Annotated in this window: 27 protein-coding genes and 2 tRNA genes; 10 read left to right on the top strand and 19 right to left on the bottom strand. The window is 44.7% G+C overall.

The window, feature by feature from the left end; genetic code table 11:
- Positions 1-29: 29 nt before the first annotated feature.
- The 11 genes from glmS to RNZ41_RS00810 form a co-directional block, all read right to left on the bottom strand.
- Positions 30-1,868 (bottom strand): glutamine--fructose-6-phosphate transaminase (isomerizing), encoded by a 1,839-nt coding sequence (glmS, locus tag RNZ41_RS00860; RefSeq protein WP_314027349.1) that lies wholly within the window; start codon positions 1,866-1,868, stop codon positions 30-32.
- Positions 1,869-1,960: 92 nt separating this feature from the next.
- Positions 1,961-2,626: a DNA-methyltransferase gene (locus RNZ41_RS00855; protein ID WP_227715548.1), complete on the bottom strand. Its 666-nt coding sequence runs from the start codon at positions 2,624-2,626 to the stop codon at positions 1,961-1,963.
- Between the two features lie 77 nt (positions 2,627-2,703).
- A complete protein-coding gene (locus RNZ41_RS00850) occupies positions 2,704-3,759 on the bottom strand; it encodes a DNA cytosine methyltransferase (protein WP_180949423.1) in 1,056 nt (351 codons plus the stop codon).
- A gap of 4 nt (positions 3,760-3,763) precedes the next feature.
- On the bottom strand, positions 3,764-4,942 hold the full coding sequence (locus RNZ41_RS00845; RefSeq protein ID WP_101964379.1) for an HNH endonuclease signature motif containing protein: 1,179 nt from the start codon (positions 4,940-4,942) through the stop codon (positions 3,764-3,766).
- 9 nt (positions 4,943-4,951) lie between these two features.
- Positions 4,952-6,310 (bottom strand): bifunctional UDP-N-acetylglucosamine diphosphorylase/glucosamine-1-phosphate N-acetyltransferase GlmU, encoded by a 1,359-nt coding sequence (gene glmU, locus RNZ41_RS00840; RefSeq protein ID WP_314027348.1) that lies wholly within the window; start codon positions 6,308-6,310, stop codon positions 4,952-4,954.
- A gap of 46 nt (positions 6,311-6,356) precedes the next feature.
- Entirely contained in the window at positions 6,357-6,935 is a 579-nt protein-coding gene (locus tag RNZ41_RS00835; protein ID WP_062333543.1) for a phosphatidylglycerophosphatase A family protein, read from the bottom strand.
- A gap of 14 nt (positions 6,936-6,949) precedes the next feature.
- Positions 6,950-7,915: a thiamine-phosphate kinase gene (gene thiL, locus RNZ41_RS00830; protein WP_314027347.1), complete on the bottom strand. Its 966-nt coding sequence runs from the start codon at positions 7,913-7,915 to the stop codon at positions 6,950-6,952.
- 54 nt (positions 7,916-7,969) lie between these two features.
- Positions 7,970-8,530 carry a transcription antitermination factor NusB gene (gene nusB / locus RNZ41_RS00825; protein WP_248147335.1) on the bottom strand — a complete coding sequence of 187 codons (561 nt, stop codon included), beginning with the start codon at positions 8,528-8,530 and terminating at the stop codon, positions 7,970-7,972.
- Positions 8,531-8,539: 9 nt separating this feature from the next.
- A complete protein-coding gene (gene ribH / locus RNZ41_RS00820) occupies positions 8,540-9,055 on the bottom strand; it encodes a 6,7-dimethyl-8-ribityllumazine synthase (RefSeq protein ID WP_007115135.1) in 516 nt (171 codons plus the stop codon).
- Between the two features lie 158 nt (positions 9,056-9,213).
- Positions 9,214-10,710: a glutamate--tRNA ligase gene (gene gltX, locus RNZ41_RS00815; RefSeq protein WP_314027346.1), complete on the bottom strand. Its 1,497-nt coding sequence runs from the start codon at positions 10,708-10,710 to the stop codon at positions 9,214-9,216.
- 173 nt (positions 10,711-10,883) lie between these two features.
- A complete protein-coding gene (locus tag RNZ41_RS00810; RefSeq protein WP_060994646.1) occupies positions 10,884-11,510 on the bottom strand; it encodes a DedA family protein in 627 nt (208 codons plus the stop codon).
- A 203-nt stretch (positions 11,511-11,713) separates the two neighbouring features.
- On the opposite strand from RNZ41_RS00810, the gene RNZ41_RS00805 reads away from it, so the two are divergent.
- From RNZ41_RS00805 to RNZ41_RS00785, 5 genes are all read left to right on the top strand, one after another.
- Positions 11,714-11,789 (top strand) — tRNA-Ala (locus RNZ41_RS00805).
- 35 nt (positions 11,790-11,824) lie between these two features.
- Positions 11,825-11,900: transfer RNA gene (locus tag RNZ41_RS00800), tRNA-Glu, on the top strand.
- Positions 11,901-12,257: 357 nt separating this feature from the next.
- Positions 12,258-12,977 carry a metal-dependent hydrolase gene (locus tag RNZ41_RS00795; protein ID WP_314027345.1) on the top strand — a complete coding sequence of 240 codons (720 nt, stop codon included), beginning with the start codon at positions 12,258-12,260 and terminating at the stop codon, positions 12,975-12,977.
- A gap of 1 nt (position 12,978) precedes the next feature.
- Entirely contained in the window at positions 12,979-13,467 is a 489-nt protein-coding gene (locus RNZ41_RS00790) for a YchJ family protein (protein ID WP_065253841.1), read from the top strand.
- A gap of 131 nt (positions 13,468-13,598) precedes the next feature.
- Entirely contained in the window at positions 13,599-14,741 is a 1,143-nt protein-coding gene (locus tag RNZ41_RS00785) for an aminotransferase class V-fold PLP-dependent enzyme (RefSeq protein ID WP_314027344.1), read from the top strand.
- A gap of 90 nt (positions 14,742-14,831) precedes the next feature.
- On the opposite strand, the gene RNZ41_RS00780 is transcribed toward RNZ41_RS00785, so the two are convergent.
- The 4 genes from RNZ41_RS00780 to RNZ41_RS00765 form a co-directional block, all read right to left on the bottom strand.
- Positions 14,832-15,734, bottom strand: a complete 903-nt coding sequence (locus RNZ41_RS00780; RefSeq protein WP_314027343.1) for a histone deacetylase family protein — start codon at positions 15,732-15,734, stop codon at positions 14,832-14,834.
- A gap of 1 nt (position 15,735) precedes the next feature.
- A complete protein-coding gene (locus tag RNZ41_RS00775; protein ID WP_314027342.1) occupies positions 15,736-16,620 on the bottom strand; it encodes a class II glutamine amidotransferase in 885 nt (294 codons plus the stop codon).
- Positions 16,621-16,638: 18 nt separating this feature from the next.
- Positions 16,639-16,902, bottom strand: a complete 264-nt coding sequence (locus RNZ41_RS00770) for a hypothetical protein (protein WP_007115143.1) — start codon at positions 16,900-16,902, stop codon at positions 16,639-16,641.
- A gap of 203 nt (positions 16,903-17,105) precedes the next feature.
- Entirely contained in the window at positions 17,106-18,092 is a 987-nt protein-coding gene (locus RNZ41_RS00765; RefSeq protein ID WP_314027341.1) for a homoserine kinase, read from the bottom strand.
- Positions 18,093-18,184: 92 nt separating this feature from the next.
- On the opposite strand from RNZ41_RS00765, the gene hisF reads away from it, so the two are divergent.
- The 4 genes from hisF (at position 18,185) to RNZ41_RS00745 (ending at position 21,446) form a co-directional block, all read left to right on the top strand.
- On the top strand, positions 18,185-18,943 hold the full coding sequence (gene hisF / locus RNZ41_RS00760) for an imidazole glycerol phosphate synthase subunit HisF (protein ID WP_036600629.1): 759 nt from the start codon (positions 18,185-18,187) through the stop codon (positions 18,941-18,943).
- Between the two features lie 129 nt (positions 18,944-19,072).
- Complete coding sequence (lgt, locus tag RNZ41_RS00755; RefSeq protein WP_040403147.1) at positions 19,073-19,972, top strand: prolipoprotein diacylglyceryl transferase; 900 nt, start codon at positions 19,073-19,075, stop codon at positions 19,970-19,972.
- A gap of 31 nt (positions 19,973-20,003) precedes the next feature.
- A complete protein-coding gene (locus RNZ41_RS00750; RefSeq protein ID WP_314027340.1) occupies positions 20,004-20,864 on the top strand; it encodes a thymidylate synthase in 861 nt (286 codons plus the stop codon).
- A 54-nt stretch (positions 20,865-20,918) separates the two neighbouring features.
- On the top strand, positions 20,919-21,446 hold the full coding sequence (locus RNZ41_RS00745; protein WP_007115148.1) for a dihydrofolate reductase: 528 nt from the start codon (positions 20,919-20,921) through the stop codon (positions 21,444-21,446).
- A 74-nt stretch (positions 21,447-21,520) separates the two neighbouring features.
- Here the strand turns inward: RNZ41_RS00745 and RNZ41_RS00740 are convergent, their stop codons facing one another.
- The 4 genes from RNZ41_RS00740 to RNZ41_RS00725 all read right to left on the bottom strand — a co-directional run bounded on the left by RNZ41_RS00740 (position 21,521) and on the right by RNZ41_RS00725 (position 25,312).
- Complete coding sequence (locus RNZ41_RS00740) at positions 21,521-22,009, bottom strand: hypothetical protein (protein WP_065253848.1); 489 nt, start codon at positions 22,007-22,009, stop codon at positions 21,521-21,523.
- Between the two features lie 146 nt (positions 22,010-22,155).
- Positions 22,156-23,730, bottom strand: coding sequence for an apolipoprotein N-acyltransferase (lnt, locus tag RNZ41_RS00735; protein WP_314027339.1), 1,575 nt, complete (start codon positions 23,728-23,730; stop codon positions 22,156-22,158).
- Positions 23,731-23,782: 52 nt separating this feature from the next.
- The gene (locus tag RNZ41_RS00730) at positions 23,783-24,682 is read right to left on the bottom strand and encodes a CBS domain-containing protein (protein WP_314027338.1); all 900 of its coding nucleotides are present in this window, start codon (positions 24,680-24,682) and stop codon (positions 23,783-23,785) included.
- A 156-nt stretch (positions 24,683-24,838) separates the two neighbouring features.
- Positions 24,839-25,312, bottom strand: a complete 474-nt coding sequence (locus RNZ41_RS00725) for a YcgN family cysteine cluster protein (protein ID WP_219299606.1) — start codon at positions 25,310-25,312, stop codon at positions 24,839-24,841.
- A 205-nt stretch (positions 25,313-25,517) separates the two neighbouring features.
- Between RNZ41_RS00725 and RNZ41_RS00720 the strand changes: the two genes are divergently transcribed.
- Positions 25,518-26,258, top strand: coding sequence for a dienelactone hydrolase family protein (locus RNZ41_RS00720; protein WP_314027337.1), 741 nt, complete (start codon positions 25,518-25,520; stop codon positions 26,256-26,258).
- The last annotated feature ends 5 nt before the right edge of the window (positions 26,259-26,263 follow it).

The raw sequence follows: 26,263 nt of genomic DNA, 5'->3' as shown, positions 1-26,263 counted from the left end.
TTTTGTGCCAGCTTAACTTATAGCTTAGTTTATTCCACCGTGACGCTCTTGGCCAAATTACGGGGTTTATCAACGTCTGTACCTTTGGCAAGCGCAACATGGTAAGACAACAATTGTACAGGAATGGTGTGTACTATGGGCGATAACACACCAATATGACGTGGGGTACGAATCACGTGTACGCCTTCACTATCAGAAAAATCACTGTCAAGATCGGTAAAGACAAACAACTGACCGCCACGCGCCGAGACTTCTTGCATATTGGCTTTGACTTTGTCGAGTAGGCTGTCATTTGGCGCTATCACCACCACAGGCATGTTTTCATCAACCAATGCCAGTGGACCGTGTTTTAACTCGCCAGCAGGATAGGCTTCTGCATGGATATAAGTGATTTCTTTGAGCTTCAATGCGCCTTCTAATGCAATCGGGTAATGAATACCACGTCCCAAAAACAGCGCGCTTGGCTTATCAGCAAATTTGCTTGACCAGCTGCTAATCTGTGGCTCAAGATTGAGCGCATATTGAATATCATTGGGCAAGCTGCGCAGCGCATTGGTGTATTCGACCAGTTTAGTGTCATCCACATAGCCACGCACACGACCGAGTGTCACCGCCAAACCAAATAAAGCCACTAACTGGGTAGTAAAGGCTTTGGTTGAGGCGACCCCAATCTCCGCACCGGCTCGGGTGTAGACTACTAGCTCACTGGCGCGAGGCAAGGCGGATTCCATCACGTTACAGATGGATAGACTATGTTTGTGGCCCATGGCTTGTGCGTATTTTAGCGCCTCCATGGTATCTAGCGTTTCCCCTGATTGCGAGATGGTGATAATCAATTGTTTTGGATTGGCAATCACCTCACGATAACGGTATTCACTGGCGATTTCGACATCGGTGGCAATTTTGGCAATACTTTCCAACCAATATTTGGCGGTCGATGCAGCATAATACGACGTGCCACAGGCAAGAATCTTAATACTGTCGATATCATTGAAGACGGCTTCAGCATTTTCACCAAAGTTGTTGGCGATAAACCCGGCATCCAAAAAGATTTCGGCGGTATCTGACACTGCTTTTGGCTGCTCGTAGATTTCTTTTTGCATAAAGTGGCTATAAGCCCCTAGTTCAAGAGACGCTAAGGACACTTGCGAAGTGGTGGCTTTGCGGGTCGCTGGATTGCCTTGTTTATCAATCATTTGTACCACGCCATCTGCCGTCAACTGGGCAATATCACCATCTTCAAGATACATGATTTGACGGGTAAAGGCGACAACTGCTGAGACATCGGATGCGATAAAGGTTTCATGTTCACCTAAGCCAATGAGTAACGGACAGCCCATACGCGCCACCACCATGTTTTGTGGCATATCATTGGCAATCACCGCAATCGCATACGCGCCATGAAATTGCTGGGTCGCCGCTTGTACCGCTTTGAATAAATCACCACCGTTTTGTACATAGTGCTGGTGCACCGCATGGGCGATGACCTCGGTGTCGGTTTGTGACTCAAAATGATAGCCATTTTGCTGAAGGCGGGCGCGCTCGGCTTCAAAGTTCTCGATGATGCCGTTATGTACCACCGAAATCAAATCACCCGAGATATGCGGATGCGCATTTGGCTCAGTGACGCCGCCGTGGGTCGCCCAGCGAGTATGACCGATGCCGGTGTGACCATACACGCCGCGCTCTTTGGCAGCGGCTTCCATCAAGGCAACACGCCCTACTCGGCGCACGCGTTTGAGTCCTTCATCGGTTTGCACCGCAATACCCGATGAGTCATAACCCCGATATTCTAGGCGTTTTAAGCCATCGGTTAAAAAATCTACCACATTGTCTTGCGCACGAATGGCGCCAACGATACCGCACATAAATGTTCCTTAGTATCAGGTTTTTGATAAAATTTAAATATATTATCGGTAAAAACTTACTCCAAGTCGTTAAGTAAGCTATTGTTAATCTATCATAATACAGAACAGTTTAATCTTTGTTTGGCAATATCAAACCATTGTTTCTCTCGCTCTACACCAATAAACGCACGAGTTAGATTTACACTTGCCACGCCTGTTGAACCCACTCCCATAAAAGGGTCAAAAATTAACTCATTTTCATTGCTATGAATTTGAATAATTTCTCGCATTAACGTAATGGGTTTTTGGGTGGGGTGAGCCGTTCTTTCCTTGCCAAGTAAAGTTGGCGTTTGAAAAAAACCACGTTGATATGGTTTGTTTTCAGGTTTATTAAAAATCCATTTGCTATTTTTGGATTTTACCCCCCAAATCATAAATTCCATATCTTGCACATATCGCCGATTGATATTTCTTGGCATCGGATTTGCTTTTTGCCAAATCATAATATCTTTAACCACGCCACCCAAATATTCAATTTTTTGAGTAATTTGAGAAATAAAACGGTATGAACAAAAAATTATCATTGAGCCATTTTTGTCGAGTAGCGGATACGCCAAATCTAGCCAAGCTGATGGGTCAAAATTCCAATCCCAATCGCCAAAATCCACCCCTTTTCTTGGATTATTCATCGTATGAAAATTATTATTTTGCGAAATGGCATACGGTGGGTCGGTGATAATGTGATTAACCATTTTGCTTTGCTGTTGTAAATTTTTCATTACATTCATACAATCATCATTAAATAATTGATAATGTATATCTGAATTAAATAAAGTAATATTCAAACTTATCCCCTTTATTTAATCAGCTTTTGCAGGGCTTTAGCAATTTCAAACGCCAATTTCGGTGGAACAGCATTACCAATTTGTTTACAAATTTCAGTTTTTTTACCATAAAACACAAAATCATCAGGAAAACTTTGCAACCGAGAAGCTTCTCTTGGGGTAATTGCTCTATCTAAAACTGGGTGTGAATTGCAACCATTGCTTGGCGTATCAAATCGTGTATCAATCGTTGGCGATACACTTTGCCATTTTAATCGTCCCCACGTTGTATCAAATTTTTGCTTACCTTTCAAATATTCTGGTAAGCTAGACTTATCTCCTTCAGGGGGAATTAATGCTAATTTAGCCAAAGCTACTGCATTATGATTAGTGGCTTGATGATTGTATAATTTTTCTGAATTTTTCCGCATCTCAAGCTGGTAATCAGACTGTGGTAAAGTAGGATAATCTTGTAAAAATTGCCCATCTCCACTTACCAAAAAATGTAAATCACTTATCGCATCTGCCACCGTCACCAAAGGTTTTTTTTCAATGGTATTAAAATCAAACGCCTGTTTTTTGGTTGCGATAATAAATATCCGTTCACGGCTTTGTGGTACGCCAAAATCTTTGGCATTTAATACCTTATATTGCACAAAAAACCCCATATTTTTTAGACCTAATAAAATCTGATTTAAAAAATACTCATTGGTTTTATTGGTCAAAGCCTTGACATTTTCCATCACAATAAATTCAGGATTAATGGCTTGAACAATTGCCAAATACTCTTTAAACAAATAATTTCGGCTATCTTCTAAGCCCAATTTTTTGCCTTTTAACGAAAAACCTTGGCAAGGAGGTCCTCCCAAAATCCCTTGAATTTGGTGTTGTTTAGCAAAATCAATAATTTGTTGTTTTAGCTCTTGTGATGTCAAATTACCGCATAAAATTTGGCTATTTTTATGATTTTTTTGATAAGTTTCTAAGGCTTGGGCATTAAAATCTACGCCCAAAACAGGCTCAAACCCTGCCTGTTCAAAACCATACGACAATCCACCAGCACCACAAAATAAATCTAGTATTCTCATTATGTTATCTTAATCTATCGTAAATAAATTGCACGCAATTATTATTATCAGTAAAGTTTAAACAAAATTCTTTCACATTCGGAGCATTGACTAAAATTTCAGAAATCATTTGTTTTTGATACGTTTCTTCCGCTCGATTTTTGGTTAAAGCACGATGACAGGTAGGGCAAACTTTCACCAAATTATCAATTTGGTCAAGTGTCTTGTCTGCTGAAAATGAAATAACGTGATGAATTTCTAAATAATAACGGTCGGAATTGCGAAGTTTAAAGGTACGATTATCAAGTGGATAATGATTTTTGCAACATACGCATTCATCATCAAAAAAAGCACGCACATATTGAACAATTCCTTGATTGCGTTTGATTTTTTCATCAATTACATTGTCATATAAAAAGCCCAAATCTTTGCGTAACTGCTCAATTTCTCGCTCGGTTTTTTGTTGATTTAGAACATTGTCTTTATAAAACATCAATCTTTCAATAAAGGTTTTACTTTCTTGGGCGATGTTTTTGGTACGAATTAAGGCTTGATTTTGTTTTAAGATATCAGCTTTGAATTGATTAATTCGAGATAATTGGTTGGTAAAATTATCAGCAAAATACCGTAAATTTATGCGAAATTGGGTATTACGTTCATTTTCGCCAGTAATAAACTGATCTTGTAATTCTCTAAAGTTCAAGTTTAATTGACGTAAATCATTAATATTAGTTAAGAGTTTAAATAAACTATCTAAATAAAATGAGCTGACAATTTGGCGAGGTAAATCCAAACTATAAAAATTCAGTTTAAAATCAGGGCTACCACGAAACGCAAAAAATGCCAATAAAATCAAATCTGAAAACTCATCATCAGAAATTTGACTTTCAATACGTTTGATTTGAATTTGCTTATAGATATGTTTAAAAAATTCATCAGTTACGAATAAGCTTTTTATAAAAAATTGGTGTTTCGTACCATTTAACTGAAAATCCAGCCCTGAAAATTCTGATAATAATTGGTTGTTTAATTGATAGATCTCTTCAGTTAATGGATAAGGAGCATATTTTGACGCTTTATAAGATGATTCAATTACAAAACCTTTTGCACCTTTACTATCGAAGGGTTTTGAGTTAGCGAATGTTATTAGTAGAGCATTTAGTGATGCTTGTTTTATAAAAAGCTCAAATTCTAAGATTTTCATATTTTCTCACTATTTCACTTTAACAGGACGTTGCCAACCTTCAATCGTGACTTGTTTGCCACGGGCGATGGACAGTTTTTCGGCAGGGCAGGCTTTACTGATGGCACTACCAGCGCCAATGGTGGCACGGTCACCAATGGTCACAGGGGCAATCAGCACCGCATTTGAGCCAATTCTAACTTCATCACCGATTTCGGTTTTAAACTTATTGACGCCATCATAATTGGCAGTGATAGTGCCTGCGCCGATATTGGTCTTTTGTCCAATGGTGGCATCGCCCAAATACGCCAAATGATTGGCTTTGGCGCCGCTTGCCATTTGGGTGTTTTTAAGCTCCACAAAGTTACCGATATGCACGTCTTTATCAGTGACCGCATTGGGGCGCAGACGGGCAAATGGTCCGATTTGGTTGTCTGCGCCTACTACCGCATTGTCAAATAAACTGTAAGGTTGCACCACGGTGCCACTGGCGATTTTGCTGTTTTTGATGATACACCCTGCGCCGATTTTGACGTTGTCACCTAGCTCACAGTCACCTTCAATGATGACATTAATATCAATTTGCACATCTTTGCCAACTTTTAGCGAACCGCGTAAATCAAAACGGCTTGGGTCAATCAAATGTACGCCTTGTTTCATCAGCGCTTGGGCTTGATGCGTTTGCCAAGTACGCTCTAGATTTGCCAACTGCAGACGGTCATTCACGCCTTCGATTTCAAACTGATGGGTCGGCGATACGGTGGCAATTTCGATGCCATCATCCACCGCCATTTTGACGATATCGGTCAGGTAATATTCGCCTTGGGCATTGTTATTGGTCAAGTTATTGAGATATCGATGCAAAATATCATTGGCGACACAGTACACACCGCTATTGATTTCAGTGATTTGTCTTTGCTCATCGTTGGCATCTTTTTCTTCGACAATGGCGATTACTTGGTTGTTGTCACGCACAATACGCCCCAAGCCAAATGGGTTGGCTAAGTTTAAGGTCAGCATGGCAAAACGGCTCTCTGTATTTGTCAATTTCTGCAAGGTATCGACGCCAATAAGTGGCACGTCGCCTGATAAAATCAAGCTTTTACCCTCTTTAGGCAACACCGGCAAAGTCATTTGCACCGCGTGACCCGTGCCCAATTGCTCAGCTTGCTCGACCCAATCAATTTGTTCATCGGCAAAGGCATCTTTGACTTGCTGACCTTCAAAACCATAGATAATGATATTTTTTTGGCTACCCAACTGTTTGGCAGTGGCGAGTACGTGATGTAGCAAAGGCTTGCCTGCCAGCGGTTGTAGTACTTTTGGCTTGCTCGATTTCATGCGAGTGCCTTTGCCTGCTGCCATGATGATGATGGTTAAGTTGGTCATGGGAATTCCTTATTCTTTTTTAAATTAATTTTAATGATACAACAGGTTAAACATAAGTAACGAGTACACTTACAAAAACTATTAGCACAACCCCCGCCATCAGCCCCGCCAAAATGTCATCAATCAAAATACCAAAACCGCCACTGACATTTTTGTCCACCCATTTAATCGGAAAGGGTTTTAAAATATCAAAAAAACGAAACGCGACAAATGCAGCAAAGTATAGTAGCAGTAAACTTAACTGATGACCTTGCAATAAAGCATCATCATAGAAATGCAGCCATAAAATTGGCAAGAGTGACACCCACATCCCGACCCATTCATCCCAAACGATATGCGGGTCATCGTGTACACCCATCAAATCCGATGTTTTGCCACAGATATAACTACCGACTAGAGCGCCCACCACCGTCACCGCCAAAAACCCCCAAAAGCCAAGCCACAACATCGGAATGGCAACCACCAGTCCACCCACCGTGCCCCACGTCCCAGCAGCGCGCTTTGGCAATCCTGAGCCTAAGCCGATACCGAGCCAATAAATCAGCTTTTCCCAAACGCTCGCGGTTGGCGGACAAGGCGGGCAAACATTGGCTTTACGGACGTCGGGTTTGTGCAGTTGAGTCATAGGGCGTTCTTTGGCTAAAAATGCTGATAGCCAGTGATCGAAAATTCAATTGGTTGGTTATTATAAGTCAGCCTCAAGCCGTTTTCTGTGACAATTTTGCCAATGGCAAAAATTTTATCCGAAAACTGTTGATTAAATTTGACAAAATTTTGCTCACTCATGGTAAAGCACAGCTGATAATCATCACCGCCATTGAGCTGATGTTGCCACTTTTCAGTATTTGGTAAACCCTGTAATCGTGGATGCGTTGGAATGCTAGCCAAATCGACCACCGCGCCCACCTTGGATGCAGTTAGGATATGACCCAAATCCTGCCCTAGCCCGTCTGAAATATCAATCATGCTATGGGCAAACCCACGTAATTTTTGCCCGAGCTCAACTTGCGGAACAGGTAAATCGAGTGCCGGCTGTAAAGCGATTTGTTGTAAAGCGATATTGTGCCGCTCAGATTTTTCAGCGTGTAAAATCTGCTGTAACGCAAAACTTGCTGAGCCAATCTCACCGCTCACACAGATGATATCACCGACTTTTGCGCCCCCTCTGGTAATAGCTTGCCCGGTTGGCACAAAACCCAGTGCAGTGACAGAGATGGTTAAGGTGTTAGATTGGGTGGTATCGCCACCGATGAGCTCGACATCAAATCGGTTGCAAATGTCCGCGATGCCTTGGGCGAATGGTTTGAGCCAGTCATCCTGTGCAAGCTTAGTAGGCAAGCTAATACCCAGCAATATCGCATAGGGTGTCGCACCCATCGCTGCCAAATCGGATAAATTGACCGCGACCGATTTATAGCCGATGGCATAAGCGGATGTTGAGAAGGGAAAATGCCGACCTGCAACCAGCGTGTCAATACAGCTCACCAGTTCGCAATCACTCGGCATGCTGCTTATTGCGCAATCATCCCCAATACCCACTTGGGTCAAGGGATTGTTGCGTGTACAGTGTTGAAAATGTTGATAAATCAAAGAAAATTCGGACATCTTAGCCATCCGTATCGAGCATAAAAGGGCATATTGGCTACACCCTTTACGGTATTATTTTTCTTCTTCAGTGGTCGCTTGCGATGGCGGCTGCGGCGCATCCTCTGTTTTGGCTTTTTTGGCATCTGCTTCTACTTCAGGCATACGCACCTCTTTGGCGATTTTATCCATCACCACGTGAATCATTTTATAACCATCTGATGAGCCAAAATGGGTGTTGAGCTGAATCGCTTCATCAATCACTACTTTGTAAGGCACTTCCAAGTGCTGCTTCATTTCATAGGCACCGACAAGCAATACCGCTTGCTCCACTTTATCTAGACGTGTCCAAGGGCGATCAAGTAGGCTGTCGATATAGGCGATTAAGTCATCGCTTTGCTCAATGATTTTGCTTAGTAGCTCGTGATAATAGCCCAAATGCACCGTGTGCATGGCATTCTCACTGCGGGTATGCGCTTCGATTTCGTGCGATGGGTTGCCTGTCAACAGCCATTCATATAGCCCTTGCACCACAAAACGGCGTGCTTTACGAATCGCGGTCAGGCTGGTTTTATAATTGATGGCGTTGTCTTGACTCGCCTGCTCTGGTGGGGTGTGGGTTGAATTGTCAGTCATATTGCTACCTTATTCACCAGCCATTTGTGCGTCAATTTGACCCAACACGTTAATCATCTCAAGCGCGACCATGGCTGCTTCTGAGCCTTTGTTTCCTGCTTTGGTACCCGAGCGCTCAATGGCTTGTTCGATGCTGTCTGTGGTCAAAATCGCATTAATAACAGGCACGTCATAATCCAACCCAATCGCGCCCAAGCCTTTGGCAGATTCACCAGCGACAAAATCAAAGTGCGGCGTGCTACCACGAATCACCGCGCCTAAGCCGATGATAGCGTCAAATTTATCGGTTTGTGCCATACGGGCAACCGCCAGTGGAATTTCCCAAGCACCCGGTACACGCACGACAGTAATATTGCTACCTGCGATACCATGACGCAGTAAGGTATCAATCGCGCCGCTGACCAAACTTTCTACCACAAAGCTGTTAAAACGTCCTACCACCATACCGATTTTGGCGTGGGCATTGGTGTGTAATTCACCGCTGATATGCTGTACTTGGGCGAGTTCGTTTTGAAGATTTGCCATGATGATTACCTTTAAATTGTAAAAATTAGAATCTGATTTTGCTAGGTATGATACCATCTTTGTTAGGTTTATTCATGTTATTTAGCATGACCCTGAGTTACTCGCACTAAAATAAAAAATCCGCCACAGCGACGGACTTTTATACAAAACAATTAAGCTTATGGAGTCAAAAAGCTTGGCAATGCTTTTTGACGTTTTTCCAATTCTTTGGCTTTTTTCTTACTGACACCGCCTAATACCTCAATGGCATGACGCAGGCGCTGCAATGTCATATCCGCCCCAATCAAATACATTGAATTCATCACAGGCGTGCTTGACTTGCTACCTGCGATGGCAATAAAAAATGGCGACATAAAATCACGCAACTTAATGCCCATCTCGCCTGCCAAACCAGACAATACCGCTTGGATATGCTCCTCCGTCCATACAGGCAAGGTTTCTAACTGCCATTGCGCAAGTTGCAGAATCTCCACGGTTTGCTCAGTGGATAACACTTTATGCTCAAAGTCCACCTCACTAATCGTTGGCAAGTTTTGGAAATAAAAGCCCGACCAATTCACCGCATCTGACAACAAGTTAATGCGTGGCTGGATGGCTTTGGCAATCGCGGTAAGTTTGTCGCTGTCATTGGCCCAATCGAGAATTTTGGTTTTTAAGGCTTCGGGTGACAGTGAGCGCAACCATTCGCCATTGAGCCAAGTGAGTTTTTCCACGTCAAAAATCGGACCGCCAAGCGACACCCGTTTGATGTCAAAACTGGCAATCATGTCATCCAACGTGAATTTTTCGGCTTCATTTGGCATCGAATAGCCCATCCGTCCCAAATAATTAAGCAAGGCTTCTGGCAATACACCTGCATCACGGTAATAAGTGATAGACGTTGGGTTTTTGCGTTTGGATAGTTTGGATTTGTCGGGGTTTCTAAGCAGTGGCATATGACAGAGTACGGGCATATCCCAACCAAAATATTTATACAACAGTTGATGTTTTGGGGCAGAGTTAATCCACTCTTCGCCACGGATGACGTGGGTAATCTGCATCAAATGGTCATCGACCACGTTTGCCAAATGGTAGGTTGGTAGACCGTCGGTTTTAAGTAGCACTTGCATATCCACTTGTGCCCAAGGAATCTCGACCTCGCCACGTAGCATATCGTCAAATTTGCAGACACCCTCGTCTGGCACACGCATACGAATGACAAATGGCTTGCCTTCGGCGGCGAGCTTGTCCGATTGTTCACGCGTAAGGTTCGCATAGCGACCGTCATATTTTGGGGTCTCACCCCGCGCCATCTGTTCGGCTCGCATTTGGTCGAGTTCATCACTGGTGGCAAAACAGCGGAATGCATGACCTTTGTCCAACAGTTCTTCGGCGTATTGTTTGTAGATGTCTTTACGCTCGCTTTGGCGGTACGGTGCATGTGGACCGCCGACGTCTGGACCTTCTGCCCAGTCAAGACCGACCCAGCGCAGGGCGTCCAAAATCATTTGTTCAGATTGCGTGGTGGAGCGCGTTTGGTCGGTGTCTTCAATGCGTAGGATAAAGTCACCGCCATGCGCTTTGGCAAAGGCAAGGTTAAATAGTGCGATATAGGCGGTGCCAACGTGGGGAAAGCCTGTGGGGCTTGGGGCAATACGGGTACGGACTTTTGACATGGATTTCTCAATTTTACAAAAATTTCAAATTAGCGGCTATTATAGCCGACTATCGAATTTTTATAAATTGAATCCTAGCGATGATAGGTGGCTGATAAAATATAAATTTGGAAGGCAACGCTAAATGCTAGATTGACTTTGGCAGTTAGCGTTATTTTTGAACACTAATTCAATTATTTATCCTTGCGATGGCGAATGATTTCGACAATCATTGGTACCACCGAAAACACAATAATGGCAATCATAATCCACGAAAAATGTTCTTTGACAAAAGGTAATTGACCAAAAAAATAACCTAGCGTGGTAAAAGATACGACCCATAATACCGCGCCAACGATGTTGTAGCGAGCAAACTGGGCATAATTCATGTTACCCATACCGCCTACAAACGGCGCAAACGTGCGTACAATGGGAATAAAACGGGCAATAATAATGGTGCGTCCGCCGTATCTTTCATAATAATCGTGGGTTTTTTGCAAATAGCTTTGCTTAAAAATCTTGGAATTGGGATTGGAAAATAACTTTTGCCCAAAGTGTTTGCCAATCTCAAAATTGACAAAATCGCCCAATACTGCCGCCACAATCAATAAACCAATTAGCACAAAAATATTCATATCGCCCACTGCGGCAATGGTGCCTGCCGCAAACAACATCGAATCCCCTGGCAAAAATGGCAACACCACCAGACCCGTCTCGCAAAACACAATGGCAAACAAAATCGCATAAATCCAATTGCCATAGTTGTTGACCAGCTCTTGTAAATGATCACCGATATGCAAAATAAAATTTACCAACCACATGGGCTATCCTTATAATTTTAGACAAAACAACAAAATATAACTAATCTACAGTCGTTATATGAAGGCAACATTAAGCAGGCATCATTATAGCAAGAATGGGTAAAAATTTTGTGCTTTTAGGCAAAAATCATCTTGACAGCAAAATAAGTTTTCAATAAAATACGCGCACTCTTAGGCAAAGCAGTCTAAATAATTCCCAAAATGGGGCTATAGCTCAGTTGGTAGAGCACTTGCATGGCATGCAAGGGGTCAGCGGTTCGACTCCGCTTAGCTCCACCACTATTAAGTCTGCTTAGAGCACCTCGTGCGATTGCGTCCCCATCGTCTAGAGGCCTAGGACATCGCCCTTTCACGGCGGTAACCGGGGTTCGAATCCCCGTGGGGACGCCACTTATTTTAAAAAAAGCCATTGTCTGACGGACGATGGCTTTTTTGTTTTTGCTGTCTGTTTCTGGTAGGCGTTTTTAGTATGTAGTGTTGCCTTGCCACATCCTAGGTTACAGTGTTTTGCTTTTCTCCATGCCCCATGCCCCACCCCACAAAATCAATTTTCCTTGCGCTCAGTTGACGCTTTGTCATCAAAATTAGCATATAATTGAGCGCGCAATTGCATATGTGATAGATAAATGATTTTTTGGCTATCTGCTTTAACCTACTTGATTCTAGCTACTTGATTTAAGCCACTAAATTTTACCACTCGAGTTTTGACTCGCTGATTTTAAGCTATTTGATAACTGGGCGAAGACTATGGCAAATTTTAACACCCACATAAGCGTGGCTTTTGTCGCAAGTGGCGTCACTGGCTTGGTGATTTATAAAGCAGGGATGCTGACCGCGCCTGAATATTTGATGTGTGTGGTGGCTGGTACCGTTGGTGGCTTGCTGCCCGATATTGATTTGGACCACTCGGTACCCGCGACCGTAGGCTTTAATGTCGTATCGCTGTTGTGCGCATTTTTTATTGTTATCTTGTGTGTCGGGCAGTTTTCGTTGGTTGCATTGGCAGGATTATGGTTAGCATCTTATTTGCTGATGCGCTACGGGGTGTTTAATTTATATAGCAAATTGACGGTGCATCGTGGTATCGTGCACTCGATTCCCTATCTGGGGATTATGGCGATGACCCTCGTGTACGCCAGCTTTTATGGGTTTAAGCAAGGCGCTGTTATCAGTTGGTTTTTAGGGCTGTTTTTGATGTTTGGCGCCATTGTTCATCTGCTGTTAGATGAGATGTTTAGCGTCAACCTGTTAGGGCTGAGTGTCAAAAAATCTTTTGGTACTGCGTTTAAAGTGTTTAAATTCGATCAAGTAGGCTGGTATTTGGGCTTATATGCCGTGTTGGCTGCCCTGATTGTGTTTGCCCCGCCATTTAAATTATTTTGGCAGACGCTACAAGACCCGATTAGTTGGCTTATTTTAAAGAAAAATATCTTGCCTACCGCCATCAACCTACCGAACATTCATTAACATGATACATACGTCACCTTGCCCTTGCGGCTCTACACTGTCTTATGCTGATTGCTGTGCGCCCCTGCATGTGGGGCAAAAAGTCGCCGATACCGCAGCACAGCTAATGCGCTCACGCTACTGTGCGTTTGTGCTTCAATATGTCGAGTATATCGTTGCCACCACCGCACCTTTTCAGCAGCCGCTACTCGATACAAAAGCAATTAGCGACTGGGCGCAGCAGACCGATTGGGCAGGACTTGAAGTCATCAACTATCTAGCAAAACTTGGTAAACGCCATGCTCAAGTAGAATTTAACGCATTCTTTCACTCAACCACTGGCAAGGATGCGCATCATGAACTTTCTACCTTCGTCAACATCCTCAGCGGTCGCATAAACCGTTGGTATTTTCTAGATCCAACAGTCACCATGCAAGTTACCCAAAAACAGCCTTGCCCCTGCGGCAGTGGTGAGAAATACAAACGCTGCTGTGGACAGTTTTTGGCTTAATCGCTGCGCCATTGATAACAAAAAATTTAACAACCACTCTACAATTTTTTTGTTTTTTAAAAGGGCTTTTTTGCTAGACTAATTTTATTTGCGATTTTGCGATAAAGACAACGATATTAAAGGAGAGTCCCATGCCAGCGCTACGCCAAGATATTGATCCAGACGGTTTATTAGAATACTCTGTGGTCTACACCGACCGCTCGCTCAATCACATGTCCAAAAAATTCCAAACCGTGATGAATGATTTGTCCACAAGCTTAAAAAACGTGTACAACGCCGATGCGGTGGCAATCGTGCCGGGTACAGGGAGTTACGGTATGGAAGCGGTTGCGCGCCAGCTTGCCACTGACCAAACAGTGCTCATCATCCGCAACGGCTTTTTTAGTTTTCGCTGGACGCAAATCCTTGAAAAAGGTCGTATCACGGATGACGTGACCGTCCTGACCGCACACATCGGTGACAACAGCGATTCAATGGGGCAACAACAGCAGTTTGAGCCAGTGGCAATCGACGCAGCTGTCGCTGAGATTCAATCCAAAAAACCTGCGGTAGTATTTGCCCCGCATGTCGAAACCGCCGCAGGCTTGATGCTGCCTGATGACTACATCAAACAACTTGCCGATGCGGTGCATAGTGTCGGTGGTTTACTGGTCATTGATTGTATCGCATCAGGCTGCGTGTGGCTTGATATGAAAGCGTTGGGCATTGATGTGCTCATCTCTGCTCCACAAAAAGGCTGGTCAAGCACGCCATGTGCGGGGCTAGTGATGATGAATGAACAAGCGGTTGCCAAAGTGGAAGCTACCGAATCGACCAGTTTTGGGCTAGATCTCAAACAGTGGCTCACTATCATGCGCGCTTATGAAAATGGCGGTCATGCGTATCATGCGACGATGCCAACCGATGGGCTGACCAAATTCCGCGATACCGTCAAAGAAGCCGAAGCGATTGGACTTGATAAACTCAAAAGCGCCCAATTTGAATTGGGTCAAAAAGTGCTCTCTGTCCTCAATCAACACGATATTATCAGCGTCGCAGCAGCAGGCTACCAAGCGCCCGGTGTGATTGTGGTCTATACCGACCGTGATGATATGCATAAAGGTGCAGCATTTGCAGCCCAAGGCTTACAAATTGCAGGCGGCGTCCCGCTGAAAGTTGGCGAACCTGACAGCTTTAAAACATTCCGTTTGGGGCTATTTGGGTTAGATAAATTAACAGATGTCGACGGTACAGTCAGCCGTTTTAAGCAGGCGCTTGAGAAAGTATTAGCTTAATGATTAGCGTATGCATTAGCGCATTGATTAGCATAACCACGGTCTATTTTAAAAGCTCTGTGTAACAGAGCTTTTTTTATCTCTTAACACTCACTCATACAGCTTTTTTGCCATGCGAAAGGTATTGCAATGGGCTTCCACCACATCGTCGATGTTTTCTGAGTAGCCGCCACCCATCACCACAGCCACTGGAATTCCATGGGCTTTGGCTTGGCTAAATACAAACGCATCACGCTTGGCACAGCCGTCACGGGTGAGCGCAAGTTTACCGAGCTTATCGGTGGCGAGCACATCCACAGCGGACTGGTAAAACAGCATATCGGGTTTCACTTTTGTGATGAGTCTGGGTATCGTCTCCATTAATATTGCTAAATACGCCTCATCGCCTGTCTCGTTTGGCAAATCAATATCCAAATCGGATGCTTGCTTTCGAAATGGATAGTTTTTTGCGCCATGCATACTGAAGGTAAATACTCGCGGTTCATTTGCCATCAAATGCGCTGTACCGTTGCCTTGATGGACATCCAAATCCACGGTCAGAATTTGGGTCGCCTGTCCACGTGCCAACAATAAATTACTCGCCACCGCCACATCGTTAAACACGCAAAACCCTTCGCCATGATCGGCAAATGCATGGTGGGTACCGCCTGCGATATTGAGCGCGACACCGAATTGTTTGGCGAATAACGCACATTCATAAGTGCCGTGGGCAATCACACGTTCCCGCTCAACGAGCCTTGGCGTCATCTCAAAGCCGATGGCGCGCGCGTCTTTGGCGGGCAATGTTTGCTGTTTTAGGTGCTGCCAGTACCTTTGTGTATGTGTGGTGAGAATTTCGTCTTCGCTCAATCGCTGCGGGGCAAAAAAATTGGCTTGGGTCAATGTACCCTCCGCCAATAACCGCTCCGCAATCATCGGATATTTTTGCATAGGGAAACGGTGACGCTCAGGAACGTCATATTTAAAAATATCAGAATAAGCGACTTTTATCATATTATAAGCTCGCCCCCACTTTGCGGGCGATGGCAATGCCTTCTTCAATGGTTAAGCGGGTCGGATTATCAGGGGTATCTTTAAATAAAATATCGCCATCCCGAAACATCAAACATTCATCCACATAAAGCTGTTGCCAGTGTTCGTTGTAAGTCAAAGGAATGGTAGTAATCAAGGTCACTTTGTCGGTCTGCGAGGTCACCTCGCTAAAATCAATCGCCAGCTCACTGTCAGCGAGTTTCGCCTCACCAAATGGCGCTTTACGGGTGATAAAAAACAGCAAGCTGCCTGCATAGGCTAGCTGCCAATCGCCATTGCTAATGAGACAATTAAACAAGCCCAACGCCGATAACTCACGACAAATCGTGGTCAAAAACTGGAATAACACCTCGTTGCTGGGTGGCTCACTAAACTGTGATTTGAGTCGATTGAGCAGATAACAAAATGCCATCTCCGAATCGGTTGTACCTACGGGCTGATAGTGGGTGGGCACAGGACTGAGCTGATCAATAAAATCCATCTGCAATTGCCCATTATGCGCAAACGCCCATTCCTCACCCCATACCTCACGGACAAATGGGTGGGTATTAGCCAAGCAATTTGTGCCTTGCGTGGCTTTGCGAATATGACTAATCACATTCATCGCCTTAATCGGATAACTATTGACTAAATCCGCCACCGGTGAGCAGAAACTTGGCTTATCATCGTGAAATTGACGCAGCCCTGCTTTACGATTACCCTGTGATGGGTCGGGATTTTTTTCAAAAAACACAATACCAAACCCATCGGTATGGATATCGGTCTGCCCGCCCCGCTGACGAAACCCCGCAAAGCTAAAATGAATATCAGTGGGTGTGTTGCAATTCATACCCAGAAGTTGGCACATGGTGATTAGGGTTCCTTTCTACTGCAATTTTGCTGAGTCGTTATGGTCTACCAAGCCGTCATCCGCTAGTTGCGAGGTGTCATCGATATTATCGAGCAAAGCTCTGGCTTGCTCAACATCTTCAGGGGCAACCCATAGTACACCGCCTGTGTTCAATCCCATCAGATCAACGAGTTGGGTCTGTACATTGATGCCGTTGTTTTGTAAATAGATGGCGTGGGTTTCTGCCAATAAGTTGGTCGGGTATTGGGCAAGTTTTTGCCAGTGATTGCTATCGTTCATTTCTATAGTCCTGTAAGCATGGATTTGACAGTGAAGATAGTATAACAATTAGAGTGAATACGCCCCCAACCCTGCGTTATTCTTTTTAGGATAAACGTAATCGGGGCTTTCTTTTATCCTTTTTTTACCAATCTATTTGTTTTATCAATGTGCCTATTGACGATTTGGTAAATTATGCCATGTGATAAAAACACCGCAATGCCTTATTTAACCTTCCCCCAATGAAAGCTGGCTAGGCGTTTCATCAAATCAGGATTTTTCACCATAATATTATCGCCCGTGCGACCTTGCTGACGGTTATAATAAATCACATTCAAACGCAGCAGCCAAAACGTCACGCCCGCCATAGCAAGCATAATCGGCAATGCCTTTTTTTCATCATCGCTCAAAGCGCGTTTGCTCTCGTAGCCTTGTAAAAACGCTTGCATTTTGGCGTCATCAAAATTCACCGCTTCGCCATCATTGGCGTTACCCCAAGTGGTGCAAAAATCATTAATAGTAATCGCCACATCCATCACAAAATGTTCAACACTGACTTCGGTAAAATCAAGCAAACCTGTGAGTGTTGGTTGGGTTTCATCACTAAAATCCCACAGCGTGTTATCGGCAAACATGTCCAGATGACATAACCCTGTTGGCAAATTTTTGCTCGCTACGGTTTCGTAGGCTTGCCAAATATCACTCATCAGTTTGGCTTCATCGCTTGGCATAAACTTGGTTTCACGGTCACGCACCAAATGCCAAGGATATAACTCAACGCCATAGTTTTGTGCAGGGGTCAAGGTTTGCAAGGTTTGGTGAAGAACGGCTAAAGCCTCGCCCATTTGGCGACACATATCAGGTGTGGTTGCTTTCGGGTGACCGCCCGAGAGTTTTGGTGACACCACAATGGCTTTGTTGTCAAAATACAGCAAAAACTCGCCGTTTTTGGCGGCTAGCGGTGCTGCTACAGGTAGCTGGTCTTTTAAGCGATTTAGGATAATCGCCATTTTTTGAATTTCATGCGGTTTGCGTTCTTCAAACAAGGTAAATACATAAGACGGCTCACCGGCTTTGTCCGTGGTTGTTTCAATAAACCAATTACTGTTTTTGATACCCTGTGTGATAGGTATGGCTTTGGCAAAATCCACGCCAAATTGTTGGCAAAAATCACTAAATTGTTGGTCAGTCAACTGGGTATATACAGACATAAGGCATCCTTGAAGCGCAGCACACCGATAAAACTGCGGTAATGGCAAAGTAAATTTGATAAACTTACGGCTATTATAGAAGGAAATCGAATATGTTAGCAAAACGAATTATCCCTTGCCTTGATGTTGACAATGGTCGGGTGGTCAAAGGTGTGCAATTTGTCGACATCAAAGACGCGGGCGACCCTGTTGAAGTGGCGCAGCGCTACAACGAACAAGGCGCGGATGAAATCACTTTTTTGGATATCACCGCTACCCATCATGGACGCGATACCACCTATCACACGGTTGAACGCATGGCAGAGACCGTATTTGTACCGCTGACCGTGGGCGGCGGGGTGCGCAAAGTCGATGACATTCGTCACTTGCTAAACGCGGGCGCGGATAAAGTATCGATTAATTCAGCGGCAATTTTTAACCCTGAATTTGTCGGTGAAGCGGCAGCGCGTTTTGGCAGTCAGTGTATCGTGGTAGCGATTGATGCCAAAAAAGTGGGTGACAATCAATGGGAAATCTTTACCCATGGGGGACGCAAAGCGACTGGTATTGATGCGGTGGCATGGGCGGTCAAAATGGCAGGGTTTGGGGCCGGTGAACTGCTTGTGACCTCGATGGATTCAGATGGTACCAAAAACGGCTATGATATCGCCCTGATGAAGCGCATTACAGATAGCGTAAATGTGCCAGTGATTGCCTCGGGTGGCGTCGGTAATTTGCAACACTTGGCAGATGGGGTGCTGCAAGGCGGTGTTGATGCGGTACTAGCGGCGAGTATTTTCCATTTTGGCGAATATACCGTGGGGGAAGCCAAGCAGTTTATGGCACAGCAAGGCATTGAAATGCGCTTGTAATGGCGAGCCTTGTGAGAACGATAGCCGTTGGTAATAACTAAAAGGGCACAGCAAAAAATAGCCCAAACTAGCCAAAACTGCTATGATATTGGCATTTTCGATAATGACTAAATTGCCATGTTTCCACTAATTTTAACTCACCCGCAATGGGATCCTGTCGCTCTGCATTTGGGACCTATCCAAGCCCACTGGTACGGGCTGATGTATTTACTGGCTTTTGCTGCCGCTTATGCGTTGGCTTGGTATCGCACTAAGTCACGCCCAGACTGGAATGCCGACATGGTCGCTGACCTGGTATTTTATGGGGCGATGGGCGTGATTCTAGGCGGTCGTATCGGCTATGTGCTGTTTTATCAATTGAGCGAATTTTTAGCCAATCCGATGTATTTGTTCAAAATCAACCAAGGCGGCATGTCGTTTCATGGGGGATTTTTGGGTGTTGCCATCGCAATGCTATTTTTTGCTCGCAAATATCAAAAGAATATTTGGAATGTGCTAGATTTTATCATTCCCTGCGTGCCAACCGGACTGCTGTTTGGTCGTATTGGCAATTTTATCAATGGCGAATTGTGGGGTCGCGTGTCTGATGGTGGTTACAACTGGCTGATGCTGTTCCCGCAAGCGGTCAATGAAGACAATGAATTGCTCAAACAGAGCCCTGCCCTGCAAAGTCTTGCGCAAACCTTTATGATTGATGGCAACAATTATTTGTTACTCCCCCGCCATCCGTCACAGCTGTATCAGGCTTTCACTGAAGGGGTGGTACTGTTTGTTTTGGTTTGGTGGTTTGCCAGTCGGCCGCGTCCGCGTATGGCGGTTAGTGGTTTATTTGTGATGGGCTACGGTATTGCGCGTTTTATTACCGAATTCTTCCGCCAACCTGATGCTGACCAAGGTTTTATTTTATTAGGGTGGATGACCAAAGGGCAAATGTTAAGCCTACCGATGATTATCGGTGGTTTGGTTTTATTGATTTGGGCGTATAAAAACCAAATCTATGATTGGGGCAGTCAAAAGAATGTGGACTAACAAAGAAAATTAACCAAGGAACTCATCACCCATGATTACGTCAAAAAACGAACAAGCCTATTTGGATTTACTTAAACTGGTGCTAGCTAACGGCATACAAAAAGGCGACCGTACGGGTACCGGTACCATCAGCTATTTTGGCGCGCAGATGCGGTTTGATTTACAGGAAGGCTTTCCACTACTGACCACTAAAAAAATCCATACCAAAAGCGTGATTTATGAGCTGCTTTGGTTTTTAAAAGGCGATACCCATGTCCAATACTTGCAGGACAATGGTGTACGCATTTGGAATGAATGGGCAACCGCCGAGCAAACTGCCCGCTTTGGCAAGCCTGAAGGTGAACTTGGCGCGGTATACGGACACCAGTGGCGCAACTTCGGGGCGAGCAAAAAAGCGGACGGCAGCTACCATTCAGATGGTTTTGACCAAATCAGTTGGGTGGTGAATGAAATCAAAAATAACCCAAACTCGCGCCGTTTGATTGTCTCTGGCTGGAATCCTTTGGAGGCCAACGAAGTGGCCTTGCCCCCTTGTCATACCCTGTTTCAGTTTTTTGTCGCAGATGGCAAATTATCTTGTCAGTTGTACCAACGCTCGGCGGATTTGTTTTTGGGTGTACCTTTTAACATTGCCAGCTATGCTTTGCTTACCCATATGATAGCCCATGTGACCGGGCTTGGCGTCGGTGAGTTTGTGTGGACGGGCGGTGATTGTCATATCTATAACAATCATCTACAGCAAGTGCATGAGCAGCTTAGCCGCGAGCCGTTTGCCCTACCCAAACTTTGGCTCAATCCTGACATTACTGACATTTTTGCGTTTGATTTTAACGATATAAAAATTGAAAATTATCAAAGCCATGCCACAATTAAGGCTGAAGTCTCTGTATAAGCTTGCAGCCCAACGCCAAAACTCACAGTAATCTCACAACAATAAGGATAAATCATGAGTTATTCTAATGTGGAAGTCGCCCAAATCGTGGCGATGAGCCAAAACCGCGCCATTGGCAAAGATAATCAATTGCCTTGGCATATCTCTGAGGACTTAAAACATTTTAAAAAACATACCAATGGCGGTATCGTGATTATGGGTCGCAAGACCTTTGAATCCATGGGCGCAAAACCCTTGCCCAACCGTACCAATTTTGTGATTACCACCAATTTGGACTACCAAGTAGATGATGATGCCGTCATTGTGATGCACAACCTAGATGACGCACTGACCCAAGCCTCATCGCTCGCTCATGGTAAAGGTTTGCAAACGATTTGGGTGATTGGTGGCGAGAAAGTTTTCCAACAAGCCCTACTGTTTAGTGATCGCTTAGAAATCACTCAGGTCGATACCGTGATTGACAACGCAGCGGCGTTTTATCCAGAGATTACCAGTGATTTTGTCAAAACATCAGAAAGTGAAAAATTCACGGATGAACAAAGCGGGTTAAGCTATCAGTTTGTCACTTACCAAAAAGCTTAAGCTTGACAGTGACGACTTAGCGCACAAAAAAACCACGTTATCTAACGTGGTTTTTTTGTGCATTCATCAATGTATTATTTTGATTGTTCTTGAGATTTGACCGCTGAGGCAACAGGTGGTGCGATATTTGGAGTGTCACCTGTTTTGGCTTTAATCTCTGCTTTGGCTTCAGCCGTTGAGGCATTGCGCGCTTCAATGGTCGATGTTTTTGCAGTAGCCGTTGGTGCAGAAGATGGCGTCATAGAAGCATTGTCTGGGCTAGCAACGGTGGCATTTGGACCTGTTGCGGTGTCTGCATTGGCAGTGGCGGTGGTGGTTTCACCCGCCGCAGGTGAGGTTGCCGCAGGCGTCGAACCCGCTGGTTTGGCAGCGGCAGCAGCAGATGCAGCGGCTTTGGCTTCCACTTCAGCATTGAGTTTTGCAACGTCAACGTGGTTACCAGCGGGGCGAACAATTGCTGAAATAAGGATTAATAAAACCACGCCTAGAAACGCTAAAACGCCAATTAAAGAGTAACTAAGTTCTTTTTTGACATTGTTTTCCACGACTTCATGATGAGCCATCGTAAACCTCACTGTAAATCATTGGGGCAAGAGTTGTTGAATCTAAATGAATTCAAATCTAATTTATAACTATTATACGGAACTTTGTAACCATTATATACTAAATTTTTGCAATTGGTGACAAAACCTTACTGCATTTAAGGTTTTTAACGTGTTTTACGAACCAGCCAACTAATCAGTAGCAATAGCGCTGCCAGTGCCAAGATAGGATAACTACCCCAGCGCATAAATGGTGTATTGCCAACCCGCGATTGAATCTCGCCCCGTAGCACCGTGCGTTCAAATGCTGGCGCTTTGGCAACAATGTTGCCTTTATCATTGATAATGGCGGTCACACCTGTATTGGTCGCGCGCATAAACCAGCGACCGGTTTCAATCGAGCGCATTTGCACCATTTGTAGATGCTGTAATGGACCTGCCGATGTGCCAAACCAGGCATCATTGGATACAGTCAATAAAAAGTCGGTATTTTTGGCATTGCGGCGGGTGGTATCAGGATAGGCAACTTCATAACAAATCGCCACGCCAACTGGGTGGTTTTTGACTTGCAAGGGTGCTTGGTGCGCAGACCCACTGCGAAAACTCATGGTGCCACTCATCAAGTTTGGCAATGCCCAATCTAACATACCTTCAAACGGGATATATTCGCCCACGGGTACCAAATTTTGTTTCTTGTATAAGCCTTTGGCATCGGCGCCCAAAGCAATCACACTGTTGTAAAATGGCTCGTATTTATCAACTTTTGGGTCGTATTTATTGACATCGACATACGGAATACCGGTGAGCCATGCGGTATTGCTTTCGCGGGCTTGGGCAGCAATTTGGCTGATAAAGGGCATGGCGTCGGTCTGAAACATCGGAATTGACGACTCTGGCCATAAGATAATGTCCTGCCCCCATTCTGTTTTACTTAAGCCTGCATAGATACCCAGCGTTTGGATTTGGTATTCTTGCAGCCATTTTAAGTCCTGCGGAATATTGCCTTGCACTAACGAAACTTTTAGATTTGGTGTGCCTTTGGGGGTCGTCCATTGCGGGGCAATAAGCCACAGCGCAACGCTTGCCAGTAACATCACAGACGATGGAATTAAAAAACGGTATTTTTTTCGCGCCGCTTCCACCAGACTTGCTGAGACGAACACGGATACAAAGCTCAGCGCCAACACCCCAAAAATTGGGGCAAGGCTCGTCAGCCAAGGTTGCGCTGTATAAGCATAGCCCACGAATAGCCAAGGAAAACCTGTAAATAGCCAGGTTTTTAACCACTCTTGTACCACCCATAATGACGCAAAGCTTAGCGGCTGTTTTGCCACAAAGCGATTAAAAATGACTGCCAAGGCGCCATGAAACAATCCCATCCCCAAGCCAACAAAGCCAATCATCAGCAAAGCTAATAAGGTAGGGGTATCGCCATAGGTATGAATGGAGGTAAACAACCAAAACGCGCCCACGCTCCACAATCCCATGCCATACATTTCACCAAGCCAAAACGCCCGCCAATTTGACATTGTGGGCAATAATAGCCAATACAGTACCAGTGGCGATAACAGTGCCACTAGCCAAAAATCGTAAGGCGCTAACGCAAAGACAAATGCCGCACCCGCAAGCCAAGCCAGCACCAGTTTGAGTAACAGGGGCTGTTTGGTATTGGCAGATTTGGCACTATCATGATGAGATTGTACAGAAAGTTGCTTTTTTAGGGACTGGGTAGTAAGACGCATTGGCGAGTATTGCCTTTAGGGTTAAACGGTTTTGCAAACATAAGTAATGGGACTAATCGTCGAGCTGATTATACCCTTTAACCAGTTCAATTTCTTGGATAAATCGACCATCTGCTGACAATACCGTCAAACGACAATCGTCAATAAAGACGGTTTGACCCAACACCTCATTGACTTCGCCAAGCTCTTGCATGACCAGTCCGCCCATACTAGCGACATCCTCACTATCAAAATGGGTACCTAACTGTTCATTACAGTCTGAGACTGAGGTGATGGATTGCACAATCCATGTGTCAGGCTGGTTGGGTACAGGCACTATATGATTGATATCGGTATCTTCTTCGATGTCATCATGCTCATCGATAATATCGCCGACAATTTCCTCGAGTAAGTCTTCCATCGTCACCACGCCTGCTGCCACCCCAAACTCATCAATGACAATAGCCATATGAATTTGGTTTTTTTGAAATAGACGCAGTAGGTTGTCAGAGCGCGCAGTTTCACTGATATAAATCGGCTGACGTACAATCGCTTCAAGATTAAAATGGTCAATATTTTGACCTTGCGCCTTGGCGACCAAAAACGGAATCAAATCTTTGGCAAGTAAGATACCCATTACCGTGTCTTTGTTGTCATCGGTAAATACAGGATAACGCGAGTGGGCGGTTTCCATATAGAGCGACATGATATCTTGCAAGTTCTGGTGCTGGGTGATGCCTGCAACGTGGCTGACAGGGGTCATGATTTCTCGCACTTGAATAGCGGGTAAATCTAGCACGCCCTCTAACATATCGACGGTGTCGGGCGCCAAAAATCGACGCGAATCATGTACCAATTTGACTAGTTCATCACGGGTTTCAGGGGCGGTAGATAGCCAGCGTTTCAGACCGCGTGACCAGCTACTGCTTTGTGGTTTGTTTGACAAGTGTGAACTCGAATTGTCGTCTGACATAGCCGACGAGACCCTCATATGGCGAAAGATTTTTTTACCTTACCTTAACCCCATGATGATTGCAATGGTATTTTTCTTAATTTTATTGTATTTTTTGGCTCATTTTACTCACCTATCAGCTTGTTTAGTGCTAGCAAAGCCTTGAATAAACAAGCACTATTGGCGAATCCAATGGATTACCCGTTCTTCTTGCTCAAGCTCAGATACCTCTGTTTCAGACTGACAGCGTCCCGCCACGCTGATATTTTTTTGGCGCATCATGGTTTGTGTCACGGCGGCATCTTGAGTGAGGAGTAAATGCCAGCTTGGTAGTGGTTGTCCGTAGTACAAGCGCTTGTAGGCGCAGCTTGCCGGTAGCCAATACATCTCGCCAATGTTATCGATGGTTAGGCTGATGCAGTCGGGCACATAGTCGCGCCTTGTTGGGTAATGCTGGCAAGCCCCTGTGGCACAATCAAGCAGTCGACAGGCAACATCACTGTATTCAACTTCATCGGTGTCATCGTCTTTAAATTTAATCAAACAACACGCCCCACAGCCATCACACAATGCTTCCCATTCAGCTTGAGTCAGTTGTTCTAACGAAAATCGCTCCCAAAATTGCGGGCGTAAGGTAACAAATTGGCTCATTATTTTTTCAACTTTTGGCTTGTATAAAACAGTGACAGTATTATAACGGAAAATGCGATGCTTTCAGTATACAGTAATGCCTGTATTAACCGTTGCACTGACTTGCCACGCTCTCATTAGCGTATGAATCCAGCGTTTTTATAACGCCAGTGTCTTATAACAATAGCAACCAATAATATCATTTACCATAACATAAGGATGCATGATGCCAATTCAAATTTTACAACTCGAATCTACCACCACCGATGGCGTGGAGCTTAAAAGCTATGTCTGTCTACCAGAATCAGCTAGCCACGACAACCCTGCCCCAGCGATTTTGGTGGCGCCTGAATGGTGGGGCGCCGCCGCTCACCCACAAAAAGTCACTGAGCGTTTAGCCGAAGCGGGTTTTGCTGCCGTCGCCATGGATGTGTATGGCGAAGGTAAACTGACCACAGATGCCGCCCAAGCCAATGAATGGATGAGCCAAATGCTCGCCGACCAAGACATGTTGATGGCGCGCTGTAAACTCATTATGGATGACTTTACTGACCTTGAAGCTGTTGACACGAACCGTTTGGGCGTGATTGGTTTTTGCTTTGGCGGTAAAATTGCCTTAGACATGGCGCGTGAAGGTTTCCCGCTCAAAGCAGTGGCGACTTTCCACGGCAATCCTACCCCAAAACAACCGGCACAAAAAGGCAAGTTCACTGCCAAAGTATTGGTGGCACATGGTGAAGCCGATAGCATGGTGTCAATGGATGCCATTGAAGGGCTAAAAAAAGAGTTGGATAACGCCGATGTAGAGTACACAGTCGATGTGTACGAAGGCGCCAAACACGGCTTTACCAATCCTAATGCTGACAAACGCGCCGAAGAAAATGGCGTGGATTTGGGCTATGATGCAGATGCGGCAAAAGCCAGCTGGGATGAAATGATTGCGTTTATGCAAGACAATCTTGTATAACATAT

This window comes from Moraxella sp. DOX410, assembly GCF_032248735.1.
In the GTDB taxonomy this organism is placed as follows: domain Bacteria; phylum Pseudomonadota; class Gammaproteobacteria; order Pseudomonadales; family Moraxellaceae; genus Faucicola; species Faucicola tetraodonis.
This window is presented reverse-complemented; position numbering and strand designations above follow the sequence as displayed.

Excerpts from the sequence above, each read along its gene's own strand:
- gltX (WP_314027346.1), bottom strand. The coding sequence starts at position 10,710 with ATGTCAAAAGTCCGTACCCGTATTGCCCCAAGCCCCACAGGCTTTCCC.
- RNZ41_RS00780 (WP_314027343.1), bottom strand. The coding sequence starts at position 15,734 with ATGATAAAAGTCGCTTATTCTGATATTTTTAAATATGACGTTCCTGAG.
- RNZ41_RS00835 (WP_062333543.1), bottom strand. The coding sequence starts at position 6,935 with ATGACTCAACTGCACAAACCCGACGTCCGTAAAGCCAATGTTTGCCCG.
- RNZ41_RS00810 (WP_060994646.1), bottom strand. The coding sequence starts at position 11,510 with ATGTGGTTGGTAAATTTTATTTTGCATATCGGTGATCATTTACAAGAG.
- RNZ41_RS00720 (WP_314027337.1), top strand. The coding sequence starts at position 25,518 with ATGCCAATTCAAATTTTACAACTCGAATCTACCACCACCGATGGCGTG.
- RNZ41_RS00775 (WP_314027342.1), bottom strand. The coding sequence starts at position 16,620 with ATGTGCCAACTTCTGGGTATGAATTGCAACACACCCACTGATATTCAT.
- RNZ41_RS00855 (WP_227715548.1), bottom strand. The coding sequence starts at position 2,626 with ATGAAAAATTTACAACAGCAAAGCAAAATGGTTAATCACATTATCACC.
- RNZ41_RS00765 (WP_314027341.1), bottom strand. The coding sequence starts at position 18,092 with ATGTCTGTATATACCCAGTTGACTGACCAACAATTTAGTGATTTTTGC.
- glmU (WP_314027348.1), bottom strand. The coding sequence starts at position 6,310 with ATGACCAACTTAACCATCATCATCATGGCAGCAGGCAAAGGCACTCGC.
- glmS (WP_314027349.1), bottom strand. The coding sequence starts at position 1,868 with ATGTGCGGTATCGTTGGCGCCATTCGTGCGCAAGACAATGTGGTAGAT.
- RNZ41_RS00725 (WP_219299606.1), bottom strand. The coding sequence starts at position 25,312 with ATGAGCCAATTTGTTACCTTACGCCCGCAATTTTGGGAGCGATTTTCG.
- RNZ41_RS00730 (WP_314027338.1), bottom strand. The coding sequence starts at position 24,682 with ATGTCAGACGACAATTCGAGTTCACACTTGTCAAACAAACCACAAAGC.
- lnt (WP_314027339.1), bottom strand. The coding sequence starts at position 23,730 with ATGCGTCTTACTACCCAGTCCCTAAAAAAGCAACTTTCTGTACAATCT.
- RNZ41_RS00850 (WP_180949423.1), bottom strand. The coding sequence starts at position 3,759 with ATGAGAATACTAGATTTATTTTGTGGTGCTGGTGGATTGTCGTATGGT.
- ribH (WP_007115135.1), bottom strand. The coding sequence starts at position 9,055 with ATGGCAAATCTTCAAAACGAACTCGCCCAAGTACAGCATATCAGCGGT.
- RNZ41_RS00745 (WP_007115148.1), top strand. The coding sequence starts at position 20,919 with ATGAGTTATTCTAATGTGGAAGTCGCCCAAATCGTGGCGATGAGCCAA.
- RNZ41_RS00795 (WP_314027345.1), top strand. The coding sequence starts at position 12,258 with ATGGCAAATTTTAACACCCACATAAGCGTGGCTTTTGTCGCAAGTGGC.
- RNZ41_RS00785 (WP_314027344.1), top strand. The coding sequence starts at position 13,599 with ATGCCAGCGCTACGCCAAGATATTGATCCAGACGGTTTATTAGAATAC.
- nusB (WP_248147335.1), bottom strand. The coding sequence starts at position 8,530 with ATGACTGACAATTCAACCCACACCCCACCAGAGCAGGCGAGTCAAGAC.
- RNZ41_RS00845 (WP_101964379.1), bottom strand. The coding sequence starts at position 4,942 with ATGAAAATCTTAGAATTTGAGCTTTTTATAAAACAAGCATCACTAAAT.
- thiL (WP_314027347.1), bottom strand. The coding sequence starts at position 7,915 with ATGTCCGAATTTTCTTTGATTTATCAACATTTTCAACACTGTACACGC.
- hisF (WP_036600629.1), top strand. The coding sequence starts at position 18,185 with ATGTTAGCAAAACGAATTATCCCTTGCCTTGATGTTGACAATGGTCGG.
- RNZ41_RS00770 (WP_007115143.1), bottom strand. The coding sequence starts at position 16,902 with ATGAACGATAGCAATCACTGGCAAAAACTTGCCCAATACCCGACCAAC.
- RNZ41_RS00750 (WP_314027340.1), top strand. The coding sequence starts at position 20,004 with ATGATTACGTCAAAAAACGAACAAGCCTATTTGGATTTACTTAAACTG.
- RNZ41_RS00790 (WP_065253841.1), top strand. The coding sequence starts at position 12,979 with ATGATACATACGTCACCTTGCCCTTGCGGCTCTACACTGTCTTATGCT.
- RNZ41_RS00740 (WP_065253848.1), bottom strand. The coding sequence starts at position 22,009 with ATGGCTCATCATGAAGTCGTGGAAAACAATGTCAAAAAAGAACTTAGT.